Here is a 12,306-nt window from a genome sequence, read left to right as displayed (position 1 = left end):
GACTAGTAGCTTAGGGGAAGTTTGACAGGGAGAAGAACCAGAGACTGAGAGTTCTTTAGATGAAAACTAGGTAAATTCACTTGCAAAGGGATTTAGAATTAAGGTCTGGAAAACCAGATGAAAACGGATGGTACCGCGTGTCAACGCTCCGCTTATGGAGTCTGACAAGCGGTTTTTTATATTTGGAGGAATTATGTCAACCATTGAAGAACAATTAAATAAGCTTAGAGAAGAAACTCTGGCGTCGCTGAAAAAAATTTCAACTGAAAATGAAAAAGAAATGCAGAATCTGCGTGTTTCTGTCCTTGGAAAGAAAGGCTCTTTAACAGAAATTTTAAAAGGTATGAAAGATGTCTCTGCTGATATGCGTCCGATTATCGGGAAACATGTCAATGAAGCACGGGATGTATTGACCGCTGCTTTTGAAGAATCTGCAAAACTATTGGAAGAGCAAAAAGTTGCCAATCAGCTGGCTAGGGAGTCAATAGATGTAACACTTCCGGGGCGGAAAATTCTTGCTGGGAATCGTCATGTTCTTAGCCAGACAAGTGAAGAAATTGAAGATATTTTTATTGGGATGGGTTATCAAGTTGTAGATGGTTTTGAAGTCGAAACAGACTATTACAACTTTGAGCGGATGAATTTACCAAAAGACCACCCAGCGCGTGATATGCAGGATACTTTCTATATTACAGAAGAAATTTTACTACGGACTCACACTAGTCCGGTTCAAGCTCGAGCGATGGATGCACATGATTTTTCTAAAGGACCTTTGAAGATGATTTCGCCAGGGCGTGTGTTCCGACGGGATACGGATGATGCAACGCATTCTCATCAATTTCATCAAATTGAAGGTTTAGTTGTCGGAAAAAATATTTCTATGGCAGATCTTCAAGGAACATTGGAGCTCATTGTGCAAAAAATGTTTGGTGAAGAGCGTCAGATCCGTCTGCGTCCATCTTACTTCCCATTCACAGAGCCTTCTGTTGAGGTGGATGTTTCCTGCTTCAAATGCGGTGGTCAAGGGTGCAATGTTTGCAAAAAGACTGGCTGGATTGAAATTATGGGAGCCGGAATGGTGCACCCTCGTGTTCTTGAAATGAGTGGCATTGATCCGGATGTTTATTCTGGTTTTGCCTTTGGCCTTGGGCAAGAACGTGTGGCTATGTTGCGCTACGGAATCAATGATATTCGCGGATTTTATCAAGGAGATGTTCGGTTCTCAGAACAATTTAAATAAATGTATGTTAATAAAAGTAAAAGAAGAACAGGTTGAAGTTCTAAGAGCACTAGAAGTGCAGACTTATCTAGAAACTTTTGGCCCTTACATCAAGGCAGAAGACATGCAAGATTATTTTGCGCATAAGCTCTCACTTGAGCGGATTCAGAAGGATTTGGCACTGGTAGAGTCAGAGACCTATTTTGCGTTAGATGAAACAGAGAAGATTGTTGGTTTTCTCAAATTTAACTGGGGGCAGGAACAGACTGAACCAGTAGAGTCAGACTATTCAATGAGGAATGCTTTTGAGGTGCATCGTATCTATGTTTTGAAACCGTATCAAGGACAAGGTTTTGGCAAGGAAATGTTTGAATTTGCCCTGCAGGAAGCCATGAAACGAAAATGTTCATGGGTGTGGCTAGGCGTTTGGGAAAAGAATTTTAAGGCCCAAAACTTTTACTTTAAATATGGTTTTGAGCGTTTTAGTGAGCATAAATATGTGACAGGTGAAACGGTTGACATTGATTGGCTCATACGGAAAAAATTAAAATAATTGAGAAAGCGTTGAGCACTGTTTTCGTGTTCTCAATAGCTCTGCGAATTAAAAGAAAGGAAATAAATATGAGGTGAAATTTTTGAGAAAAAGCAAAAAATTCTCAAAGATTTTGATGTACTCATATAGATGAATTATGCTAGTAAGTTATAAATGGTTAAAAGAACTAGTTGATGTAGATGTGCTAAGTGAAGAATTAGCTGAAAAAATGTCAACAACAGGAATAGAAGTAGAAGGGGTTAGTTCACCTGCTGAGGGATTGTCAAACATTGTCGTTGGTGAAGTGGTCAGCTGTGAAGAGGTGCCTGAGACGCACTTGCATGTATGTCAAGTGAACGTGGGAGAAGAAGCACTTCGACAAATCGTTTGTGGCGCTCCAAATGTACGAGCAGGAATCAAGGTTATGGTAGCTCTTCCCGGAGCTCGTATTGCGGATAATTACAAGATTAAAAAAGGAAAAATCCGCGGTTTAGAATCTCTTGGAATGATTTGTTCTCTTGGAGAATTAGGTATCTCTGACTCGATTGTCCCAAAAGAATTTTCTGAAGGGATTCAAATTTTGCCAGAAGAAGCTGTACCAGGAGATTCCGTTTTTCCTTATCTTGACTTGGATGATGAAATTATTGAGCTTTCTATTACGCCGAACCGTGCGGATGCTCTTTCAATGCGTGGGGTAGCATATGAGGTGGCAGCGATTTATGACAAATCAGTTCATTTTCAAGATTTTCCGTTACTAGAGACAGATAGGCAAGCAGCAGAACAACTATCTGTTGCCATTGAAACAGAAAAGGCGCCTTTTTATGCAGTGCGTATTTTAGAGAATGTTACCATTACTCCAAGTCCGCAGTGGCTTCAAAATCTACTTATGAATGAGGGAATTCGCCCAATCAATAATGTAGTAGATGTGACAAATTATATGTTGCTATATTTTGGTCAACCAATGCATGCCTTTGATTTAGATACTTTCGAAGATAATCAAATTGTCGTACGTGAAGCACGTGCAGGTGAAAAGTTAGTAACTCTTGATGATGAAGAGCGTGATTTAGAAACGAGTGATCTTGTTATTACCGTAGCAGATAAGCCTGTAGCATTGGCTGGTATTATGGGTGGAAGTGAAACGGAAATCTCCCCTAAATCAAGGCGTGTAGTGCTTGAGGCAGCAGTTTTTGATGGAACTTCCATTCGTCAGACGAGTGGGCGTCTCAATCTTCGCTCAGAATCATCCTCTCGTTTTGAAAAAGGAATTAACCTAGCAACAGTAACAGAAGCCCTCGATGCGGCAGCTAGCATGATTGCAGATCTTACAGGAGCAAATGTACAAGCTGGTATCGTTTCAGCAGGTCAAGTGGACACATCGGATGTTGAAGTTGCTTCAACATTGGCAGATGTCAATCGTGTGCTTGGAACAGAATTGACTTATACTGATATTGAAGATGTTTTTCGCCGTCTTGATTTTGGTCTTACTGGTAATGCAGAGAAATTCACAGTGAGTGTACCACCTCGTCGTTGGGATATTCATATTGAAGCTGACCTTTATGAAGAAATTGCACGTATTTATGGTTATGATAGATTGCCGGCAACATTGCCTAAAGATGATGGAACTGCTGGCGAATTAACAGAAACCCAAAAACTTCGTCGCAAAGTTCGTACTGTTGCAGAAGGTGCTGGTCTGACGGAAGTCATCAGCTACGCCCTAACCACTCCTGAAAAAGCTATGCAATTTAGTATGAAGCCAAGTAACTTGACAGAATTGATGTGGCCGATGACAGTAGAACGCAGTGTTCTTCGGCAAAATATGGTAGCTGGTATTTTGGATACTGTTGCTTATAATATTGCACGGAAAAATAAAGATTTAGCACTGTACGAAATCGGAAAAGTCTTCGAGCAAGCTGGAAATCCAACAGCAGAATTGCCAACTGAAATCAATAGCTTTGCCTTTGCTTTGACAGGTTTGGTAGCTGAAAAAGATTTTCAAACTTCTGCTGTACCAGTTGATTTCTTTTATGCAAAAGGAGTTCTGGAAGCACTGTTTGACCGCCTTGGACTGAAAGTAGAATACACAGTGACGCAAGCATTAGCCAGCATGCATCCGGGACGTACAGCAGCCATTTTGCTGGACGGACAAGTTATTGGCTTTGTTGGTCAAGTTCATCCAGTAACTGCTAAGGATTATAATATCCCAGAAACGTATGTAGCAGAAATCAACTTAACAGCTATTGAAAAAGCGATTCAACCAGCAAAACCATTTGTAGAAATTACTAAATTCCCAGCTGTAACACGTGATATAGCACTGCTTCTGAAAGCAGAAATCAGCCACAAAGAGGTGGTTGCAGCTATTGAAGCTGCTCGTGTGAAGCGTTTGACAGATATCAAATTATTTGACGTCTTCTCAGGTGAAAAACTGGGACTCGGCATGAAATCAATGGCTTACACCTTAACTTTCCAAAATCCAGAGGATACTCTGGAAGATGAGGAAGTAGCTCGTTATATGGAAAAAATCCAAAAGTCTCTTGAAGAAACGATTGGTGCAGAAGTGCGGTAATACTAGAACTAGGAGTGAGACAGAACTAAAAATTTTAGTTCTTAGTCTCACCCCTATTTTTATCTTGTAAATCTTTCTTCTTCAAAAAATATGGTGTATAATAGGGGCAAAGTTTTTTATAAATAAGTTGACATAGGAGAAAATAATGACAGTTTTTGCGAAACTTTGGAAAGCATTTTCTGACTTGCCAGAAGTGACAGCTATTGCTTTAGGAGGTTCTCGTAGTGGAGAAACTTATGATGAGACTTCGGACTATGATTTATATATTTATTGCACAAGCATTCCAGATGAAAATAGCCGAGAGTCGATTTTAACTAAATATTGTTCTTACATGGAAATGAGCAATCAGTTTTGGGAATTGGAAGATGATTGTACCTTAAATAATGGTGTTGATATTGATATTCTTTACAGGAATATCTGTCATTTTGCAACAGATCTTGAAAATGTTATAGAAAAATACCAAGCCGGGAATGGCTACACTACCTGCTTTTGGCACAATTTAAAAACTTGCAAGATTCTGTATGATGCGGATGGAGAATTAGGTAAATTGCAAGAACGGTTTAACGTTCCTTTTCCTCCGAAATTAAAAGACAATATCATTTCACGAAATCTTAGTTTGTTAACCGGACATTTGCCGTCCTACGATACGCAGATTTTAAAAGCAGCAAAACGAAAAGACTTTGTTAGCGTTAATCACCGTGTTACAGCTTTTTTAGAATCCTATTTTGACATTATTTTTGCAGTTAATGAATTGACCCACCCCGGCGAAAAGAGAATGATGTCGTATGCAAAAGCTCATGCAAGCCTTCTTCCCAATCAATTTGAGAAATCTTTAAATGCCTTATTAATGAGCATCACTGCTAGTCCTGAAATTCTTGAAAAACAATTAAGAGAAATAATTGTAAATTTAGAGAGAATTTTATCATAAAATCGGCTGGAATTGAGTATAAAAAAACGGTTTAAGCCGTTTTTTGTATTTAGTAGATTTTTCTTGAAATCATTATAAAAAGCTCCTTTAGTAGTTTCTTCTGCAGAGAGAGTCAAAAATATTTTGGGCAGTCTTATTGTTTGGTTGTGGCTAGTCATGTTTTTCGGATTGCAGTTTTTTTCTCTCTGACTCATGAATTTTTCCTATTTCTTTAAAATTTTTTCCATGATTGTTTGTTGGGGCTTTAGATCTAAACGTTCATAAAAGCGCAAGGCAGCGACATTATCATTCCATACATCAAGGGTTAAGTTGTAACAGCCAATTTCTTGGGCAAATTCTTCTGCAAAATGGCAGAGTTGCTCACCAATTTTTTGACCACGAGCATTTTCATCAACGCAAAGGTCTTCAATAAAAAGCGTTTTGATAGGTGTTTGTGCGAGACTTTGTGGTTCTTTAATGATACAAAAGAGATGACCTAAGATTTTTCCTTCTTCATTTTCAAAGACAAAGATTGGTGTATTTTCCTGAGACATCAGTGTTTTCAACTGTTCATCGTTGAATTTGCGACCACTCTCTTTGAAAATATCTGGTCGGACTTTATGATGAACAAGCAAGACTTGCTCTAAAAGATGATTGAGTACTGGAATATCGCTTGGGATTGCTTTTCTAATAGGCATAGTGAACTCCTTTTGTGACCGCCGGTCATTTTTATATAAAATATTATATGACTATCAGTCATTTTTGTTAAGAACAAAATTCAAAAAATTTTTGAGTCATATAAAAATAACCTGCTATGAGCGAGTTTTAAGATTGTTTGTACAATATTTATTTTATTAGCTTAAAGTAAGGATGGTTTTTTAAATTTTTAAAAATAGGAATAGTAACAAGACTAATTACGATGAGTTTTATGAGATCTGGTAGGATAAAAGGACTAATTCCAACAGTGATAGCTTTATCCAAACTAAATCTTGTTAATAACATTAAACCAAGTACTCCGCCGATAAAAACCAAAGCATCTCCAAGTAGATTGGCTAAGAATATCGTCAAAAAGCTGCTATTTTTTGATGTTAGACTGGCAGTTACCAGAGCATAAAACAAATAAAACCAGAGATAACCTGCATTTGGGCCGACAAGTGCTTGTAATCCGCCGCTTCCGCCTGCAAAAACAGGGAGTCCAATAGCACCTAAAAGAAGATAAAGTGTAACTGCTAATAGGGCTTCTTTTCGATGAAAAATGGTGGCTACTAAGCCAACTGCCATATTTTGCAGAGCAAAAGGAACTGGACCGATAGGAATGGTAATTTGAGCAAGGACGGCTATTAAAGCTGCACCAACAGCTGGTAAAACAACAGTGAATGATTTTTTCATTATTGTAACCCTTTACTTTATAATATGGTAACCATTATAAAGTAAATACGAAAAATGTCAAGTAATAAATAAAAAGGTGAAAGCATAAACTGAATTCACCTTTTGTCGAAGTAGTTATTTTTTGTGGTATATTACTTTTCCTTTATTTTTGTTGCGAAAGTATAATATCAAAAATGCAATTAGTCCAAAGATATTTAAAAAGATAAGTAAGATAGTTACAAGAATTATTTTTACTTTTTTCATAGGAAAACCTCCTAAAATAGGTTTGATATGATCAGAACAAAGATTTACATCTTTATCGACTAAAAAATCAAAGAAAAAAGAGAGGCTGGGACAAAAGTTTTCAACTTCTGAAAGAGTTTCGTGATAAACAAATGACGCAGTAGCTGATTGGACTCTTTCTTCGCTGTTCAAGCTCACAAGAGTTCCTAATCATCTTTGCGGGGGGTGGAACTACGAACTTAAAATTTTTAATTTTGAGTTCTGTCCCACTCCCAGCGGATAAAATGAAGGAATAAGTTATGGAATGAGAAGAAGTTATCGTGTAAACTAAAAGAGTCAGAAATGCTGGCTGCATTTCTGACTCTTGAGATAAGGCTGGAAAAATTTTAAGAGTAAGACATTTATGGGAATTGTTTCCACTCTCAGCGCATGGTAACAAATTCTTCTGATCCAGTAGGATGGATGGCAACGGTCGCATCAAAATCTGCTTTGGTCGCTCCCATTTTAATAGCAACTGCAAAGCCTTGAATCATTTCATCAACTCCGTAACCGATTCCGTGGAGACCAATGACTTTCTCATCTGTTCCTGTTGTAATCAGTTTGAACTTAGCTTGTTGTCTGTGTTGGGTGACAGCTGAATACATGGAAGTGAAACCAGAGGTATAAATGTGAAGGTTTTCTGCTCCATATTGTTGAATGGCTTGTTCTTCAGTCAAGCCAACTGTCCCAATTGCTGGGTGAGAGAAGACAACAGTTGGAATGTTAGAATAATCCATTTTAGCTTCAGTTTTTCCATTAAATAAGCGCTCTGCTAAGGTACGCCCTGCCTTGATAGCAACAGGGGTTAATTCTTTTTCTCCTGTAACATCTCCTAGAGCATAAATACCTTGTGTTGCTGTATTCTGAAACTCATCGACTGTGATAAAGCCACGAGTATCAAGGGTAACACCAGCAGCTTCTAAATTTAATCCTTCGGTGTTGGCAGTCCGCCCTGTTGCCCAGATGACGTGTTGGGCGACGTGGCTCGTTCCGTCCTCAAAAGTGATGCGAAGCAAATCGTTTTCAACTTTTTCAAGCTTTTTTGGTATTTTGTGGGTGTGTAGAGTAGGACCTGATTTCTTCATTTCTTCTACAAGACCTTCTATGATATAAGCATCAAAATTACGGAGAGGACGTTCTCGACGGACAAAGAGATCGGTTTGTACACCTAAAGCATGCAGAAGTCCAGCTAGTTCAACTGCGATATAGCCTGCACCAAGAATGGCAACGGATTGCGGGAGTTCTTCCCATGCAAAGACATCGTCAGAAGTTTCACCTAATTCTGCTCCGGGGATTGCTGGAATATGAGGATGAGCACCAGTTGCGATAACAATATGTTTAGCTTGAATGATCTCGCCATTTACTTCAACTGTATGGCGGTCTATGAATTTGGCACGACCTTCAATCAGCTCAACTCCATTCCGAGTGAAACTATTATGGTAAGAATGGCGTGCACGGTCAATATATGCTTCGCGATTCTTTCGAAGTGTCCTAAAATCAAATTGCTGATTATCTGAAGTAAATCCATAATCTGGTCCATAGTCTTGAATAGCTTCGGCAATTTGTGCACCATACCACATGATTTTTTTTGGAACGCAACCGACGTTGACACAGGTGCCTCCTAATTTCTTTTCTTCAATAACGGCAGCTTTTGCACCATGTTCTCCAGCACGGTTCATGGTTGCTATTCCTCCGCTACCGCCACCAATGGCGATGATGTCAAATGTTCTCATACGAGTCTCCTTTTTATCTGTAGTATGAAATTATTGTAACGTTTTTAGAAAATGATTGCAAAAATCTGCTACAAAAATTGATAGAAGATTTGACTATTTAATTGTATTATTGTATTATATATTTAATACAAAAAGAATAAAGAATAGAAGATAGAAGATAGAAGAATGATAAAAGAGTAAAGAAATTGTTTGTAAATGTTTTCTTATTTCTAATTGTGTATGTTATAATATAAAAAATAATGGACGATTTTCATCAGGAGGAGAAAGAGATGAAAAAATTGAAAAAATGGCAGTTGTTTAGCCTAATTGGTGTAACTACGGTTGTTATTTTAGGAGCGATAGGTACGATTCTCTTGTTCAATGGTAATAATGTCGCTGATAAAGAGAAAACGATCCAAGTGCAAAAAGTGAGGGAAGGATCAGTTGCTTCGTCTGTCTTATTGTCAGGAAATATTGCAGCTACTAATGAGCAGTACGTCTATTATGATAGTACCAAAGGTGATTTGGATAGTGTTCTTGTAAATGTTGGAGATAAAGTAACAGCTGGTCAAGCTTTGGTACAATACAAGAGTGTGGAAGCACAAGCTGCTTACGATACTGCTGTTCGCGCGTTAAATAAAATCGATCGCCAAATTTATGATTTAAAAACGTATGGAACAACTATTGAAACGACAGGTGATGCAGCTACGGATGATAAAACAACTGCATCTGCACAACGGTCTGTTGATTCCCAACTAAAGGATTTGCAAGACAATCGTGCAGATGCAGAAGCTAATGTCAATAAAGCACAAGCCCAGCTAAATGCGACGACTGTAACGAGTGCAAATGATGGAACCGTAGTAGAAGTAAATCGCGATGTTTCTAAGTCTACAACAGGAGCAAATCAAACACTTGTTCATATTGTTAATAACGGCAACCTTCAAGTAAAAGGGGAGCTATCAGAGTACAATTTAGCAAATCTTTCCGTTGGACAGGAAGTGACGATGACGTCCAAGGTTTATCCAGACAAGAAATGGACTGGAAAAATCAGCTATATCTCCAATTATCCGAAAGACAACCAAAATACAGCAGCAGCTGGTGCAGGGAATGCGAGCTCAGGAGCAAAATATCCATATACAGTTGATATTACAAGTGAAATTGGTGATTTGAAGCAAGGTTTCTCCATTAATATTGAAGTGAAAAATAGGACAAGAGGTATTCTTGTGCCAGTCAGCAGTATCGTTTCTGAAAGCAATAAGAGCTATATTTGGACAATAGAAAAAGGAACTGCGAAAAAAGTTCAAGTGACACTTGGAAATGCAGATGCTAAACATCAAGAAATCTCATCTGGTTTGACAAAAGATAGTAAAGTTATCACCAATCCGACAGATAGCTTGAAAGATGGTCAAGAGGTGAAATCATATGAAGAAACTCATTGATTTAAAAAATGTGAATAAAAGTTATCGCAATGGAGATCAAGAACTTCAGGTCTTGAAAGATATTCATTTGGCTGTTGAAGAAGGTGAGTTTGTTGCAATTATGGGGCCTTCTGGTTCAGGTAAGTCAACGCTAATGAATATCATTGGTATGCTCGATAGACCAACGAGTGGAGAGTATTATTTAGAAGGAGAAGAAGTCGCCAAACTAGGTGAAAAGAAGTTAGCAAAAGTCCGCAATCAGCAGATTGGCTTTGTGTTTCAACAATTCTTCTTGTTGTCAAAATTAAATGCTCTTCAAAATGTAGAACTTCCTTTGATTTATGCCGGAGTTTCTCAATCCAAACGAAAAGCTTTAGCGGAGCAATATCTTAAAAAAGTTGAGCTAGAAGCGCGTATGCACCATTTACCGTCAGAACTTTCTGGCGGTCAAAAACAGAGGGTAGCCATTGCGCGTGCCTTAGTTAATCATCCTTCCATTATCTTAGCAGATGAACCAACTGGTGCTTTGGATACCAAGACAGGTGAGCAAATTATGGAATTGCTGACGGAGCTAAACCGTGAAGGGAAAACGATTATCATGGTCACTCATGAACCAGAAATTGCAGCCTTTGCAAAGCGCCAAATTGTCATTCGTGATGGTGTCATTTCATCGGATACTAAGAAAGGAGAAGCATGATGCAGAATTGGAAATTTGCAATTAACTCCATTATGGGGCATAAAATGCGTTCTTTCTTAACGATGTTGGGCATTATTATTGGTGTTATGTCTGTCATGGTGATTGTGGCTCTAGGAAGTGGTATGTCAAAAGCTTTCACAGATGTCTTAGGTGGCGCTCAGCAAGATGTCTCCATATTTTATTCACATAAAAGAAGTAAAAATGGAGATGGGGTTAGAAGTTATCAAGAAATGCGTGAAGATGCTGACAGTGGAAATAGCGATGATACGGTTTCGACTGAAGTAGAGCCCGAAATCAAAGAAGCTTGGGTCAAACAAGCAGTGAATGAGATTAGCGGGATTGATAACTATTATGTCACAAATAATACAACTGCTACGGTAAATTATGGTAAGAAAAAAGCGGATAAGATTCCTATAATAGGTATTAATTCAACTTATTTTACAGTAAAGAAATTTCAAATCGTTGCAGGTCGGATTCTGACAGCAAATGATTATCAAACATTTGCAAGAGTTGTTTTGATAGATACAAAATTGGCTGATATTCTTTTTGGAGGTGCAGACAAAGCACTCAATCAGATTGTTCAGCTAGAAAATAATAACTACCGTGTAATTGGTGTTTATAAAGATCCAAATGAAACACGAAATCGTTTAGCCAATATGAACAACGGAAATTTGCTAATGGCTAACACCCAGTTGGCGGTGGAATACAATGCTGCCGAGATTATGAATGTCGTGGTGCACGTCAAAAAATTAGATAATGTATTGAAAGATGGAAGTGCAGCAGCGCGTTTGATGACAAAGTTATCTGGCGTGAAAGAAGGCGAGTACCAAATGTTGGACCAAGCTGGTCAATTGGCTTCTATTCAAAGCCAGATTGCTATCGTACAAATAGTTTTTGGTGCAATTGCAGGAATCGCCCTCCTGGTTGGCGGTATCGGTGTGATGAATATCATGCTTGTATCGGTGACAGAACGCACCCGCGAAATCGGTCTTCGAAAAGCGCTTGGAGCCACTCGTGGAAATATCTTGATGCAATTTGTCATTGAGTCAATGGTGTTGACCGCAATCGGTGGTCTGATTGGGCTTGCTTTAGCATTTCTTATCGTAGCCTCTATTGGTCATAACTTAGATTCATTTTTCGGAGCTCCTCCTACTATTACAACAGTATCTGCTGTTGGAAGTGTCTTTTTTTCAGCGACTATCGGGATTATTTTCGGTATTTTGCCAGCTAATAAGGCGTCCAAATTGGATCCGATTGAATCCTTACGTTATGAATAAATGGATAATCTTCACAGTGTAAGAAAGAATGTTTTATAAAAAAACTCCAACAACTACTCATCTTTTAGTGAGTTACTTGTTGGAGTTTTTATGGTATATAAGCTAGTTTAGTGTGATACACGTTTACGAGCTGCTTTTTTGCGATTTTCTTCGATGAAAGCTGCTTTCTTTTCTTCAGGTTCAATCACTTTTTTCTTAAATGTATAAACTGCACCTGCAACAGCAGCAACAGTACCAGCAACCCCAGTAACAACCCCTTTAACAAATCCTTTAGCCATTAGATTTCTCCTTTTTTGAACTTTATTTATGTTATAATATATAGTAACGAAAA

At 38.3% G+C, this 12,306-nt stretch carries 12 protein-coding genes; 7 read left to right on the top strand and 5 right to left on the bottom strand.

All coding sequences use genetic code 11. From position 1 onward, the window contains the following. The first annotated feature begins 193 nt into the window (after positions 1-193). From pheS to HMPREF2542_RS07500, 4 genes are all read left to right on the top strand, one after another. Complete coding sequence (gene pheS / locus HMPREF2542_RS07515; protein ID WP_058670335.1) at positions 194-1,240, top strand: phenylalanine--tRNA ligase subunit alpha; 1,047 nt, start codon at positions 194-196, stop codon at positions 1,238-1,240. A gap of 4 nt (positions 1,241-1,244) precedes the next feature. Continuing rightward, positions 1,245-1,772, top strand: a complete 528-nt coding sequence (locus HMPREF2542_RS07510; protein WP_058670336.1) for a GNAT family N-acetyltransferase — start codon at positions 1,245-1,247, stop codon at positions 1,770-1,772. A 136-nt stretch (positions 1,773-1,908) separates the two neighbouring features. Next, positions 1,909-4,314 (top strand): phenylalanine--tRNA ligase subunit beta, encoded by a 2,406-nt coding sequence (pheT, locus tag HMPREF2542_RS07505; RefSeq protein WP_058670337.1) that lies wholly within the window; start codon positions 1,909-1,911, stop codon positions 4,312-4,314. Positions 4,315-4,459: 145 nt separating this feature from the next. Next, complete coding sequence (locus HMPREF2542_RS07500; protein ID WP_049476670.1) at positions 4,460-5,242, top strand: nucleotidyltransferase domain-containing protein; 783 nt, start codon at positions 4,460-4,462, stop codon at positions 5,240-5,242. A 203-nt stretch (positions 5,243-5,445) separates the two neighbouring features. On the opposite strand, the gene HMPREF2542_RS07495 is transcribed toward HMPREF2542_RS07500, so the two are convergent. From HMPREF2542_RS07495 to gorA, 4 genes are all read right to left on the bottom strand, one after another. Then, on the bottom strand, positions 5,446-5,919 hold the full coding sequence (locus HMPREF2542_RS07495; RefSeq protein ID WP_003069702.1) for a GNAT family N-acetyltransferase: 474 nt from the start codon (positions 5,917-5,919) through the stop codon (positions 5,446-5,448). 148 nt (positions 5,920-6,067) lie between these two features. Next, complete coding sequence (locus HMPREF2542_RS07490) at positions 6,068-6,610, bottom strand: biotin transporter BioY (RefSeq protein ID WP_058670339.1); 543 nt, start codon at positions 6,608-6,610, stop codon at positions 6,068-6,070. A 114-nt stretch (positions 6,611-6,724) separates the two neighbouring features. Then, entirely contained in the window at positions 6,725-7,024 is a 300-nt protein-coding gene (locus HMPREF2542_RS07485; protein WP_127502343.1) for a hypothetical protein, read from the bottom strand. A 230-nt stretch (positions 7,025-7,254) separates the two neighbouring features. Beyond that, positions 7,255-8,604 (bottom strand): glutathione-disulfide reductase, encoded by a 1,350-nt coding sequence (gorA, locus tag HMPREF2542_RS07480; RefSeq protein WP_070484674.1) that lies wholly within the window; start codon positions 8,602-8,604, stop codon positions 7,255-7,257. A gap of 269 nt (positions 8,605-8,873) precedes the next feature. Here gorA and HMPREF2542_RS07475 point away from each other — a divergent pair, with 269 nt between their 5' ends. Genes HMPREF2542_RS07475 through HMPREF2542_RS07465 form a run of 3 tightly spaced genes read left to right on the top strand, consistent with a single transcriptional unit; the run spans position 8,874 to position 11,975 of the window. After that, complete coding sequence (locus tag HMPREF2542_RS07475; RefSeq protein ID WP_058670341.1) at positions 8,874-10,022, top strand: efflux RND transporter periplasmic adaptor subunit; 1,149 nt, start codon at positions 8,874-8,876, stop codon at positions 10,020-10,022. Beyond that, complete coding sequence (locus HMPREF2542_RS07470; protein ID WP_049481103.1) at positions 10,006-10,698, top strand: ABC transporter ATP-binding protein; 693 nt, start codon at positions 10,006-10,008, stop codon at positions 10,696-10,698. The genes HMPREF2542_RS07475 and HMPREF2542_RS07470 overlap by 17 nt, the downstream gene beginning before the upstream one ends. Then, positions 10,698-11,975: an ABC transporter permease gene (locus HMPREF2542_RS07465; protein ID WP_058670342.1), complete on the top strand. Its 1,278-nt coding sequence runs from the start codon at positions 10,698-10,700 to the stop codon at positions 11,973-11,975. Before HMPREF2542_RS07470 ends, HMPREF2542_RS07465 begins: the two co-directional genes overlap by 1 nt. 107 nt (positions 11,976-12,082) lie before the next feature. On the opposite strand, the gene HMPREF2542_RS07460 is transcribed toward HMPREF2542_RS07465, so the two are convergent. Further along, the gene (locus HMPREF2542_RS07460; protein ID WP_003024081.1) at positions 12,083-12,253 is read right to left on the bottom strand and encodes a DUF3042 family protein; all 171 of its coding nucleotides are present in this window, start codon (positions 12,251-12,253) and stop codon (positions 12,083-12,085) included. Between the last annotated feature and the right edge of the window lie 53 nt (positions 12,254-12,306).

The organism is Streptococcus sp. HMSC034B05 (assembly GCF_001809055.1).
Taxonomy (GTDB): Bacteria; Bacillota; Bacilli; order Lactobacillales; family Streptococcaceae; genus Streptococcus; species Streptococcus constellatus.
This window is presented reverse-complemented; position numbering and strand designations above follow the sequence as displayed.

Bases quoted from the DNA above. Each gene is read 5' to 3' on its own strand.
- pheS (WP_058670335.1), top strand. From the start codon at position 194: ATGTCAACCATTGAAGAACAATTAAATAAGCTTAGAGAAGAAACTCTG.
- HMPREF2542_RS07510 (WP_058670336.1), top strand. From the start codon at position 1,245: ATGTTAATAAAAGTAAAAGAAGAACAGGTTGAAGTTCTAAGAGCACTA.
- pheT (WP_058670337.1), top strand. From the start codon at position 1,909: ATGCTAGTAAGTTATAAATGGTTAAAAGAACTAGTTGATGTAGATGTG.
- HMPREF2542_RS07500 (WP_049476670.1), top strand. From the start codon at position 4,460: ATGACAGTTTTTGCGAAACTTTGGAAAGCATTTTCTGACTTGCCAGAA.
- HMPREF2542_RS07495 (WP_003069702.1), bottom strand. From the start codon at position 5,919: ATGCCTATTAGAAAAGCAATCCCAAGCGATATTCCAGTACTCAATCAT.
- HMPREF2542_RS07490 (WP_058670339.1), bottom strand. From the start codon at position 6,610: ATGAAAAAATCATTCACTGTTGTTTTACCAGCTGTTGGTGCAGCTTTA.
- gorA (WP_070484674.1), bottom strand. From the start codon at position 8,604: ATGAGAACATTTGACATCATCGCCATTGGTGGCGGTAGCGGAGGAATA.
- HMPREF2542_RS07475 (WP_058670341.1), top strand. From the start codon at position 8,874: ATGAAAAAATTGAAAAAATGGCAGTTGTTTAGCCTAATTGGTGTAACT.
- HMPREF2542_RS07470 (WP_049481103.1), top strand. From the start codon at position 10,006: ATGAAGAAACTCATTGATTTAAAAAATGTGAATAAAAGTTATCGCAAT.
- HMPREF2542_RS07465 (WP_058670342.1), top strand. From the start codon at position 10,698: ATGCAGAATTGGAAATTTGCAATTAACTCCATTATGGGGCATAAAATG.
- HMPREF2542_RS07460 (WP_003024081.1), bottom strand. From the start codon at position 12,253: ATGGCTAAAGGATTTGTTAAAGGGGTTGTTACTGGGGTTGCTGGTACT.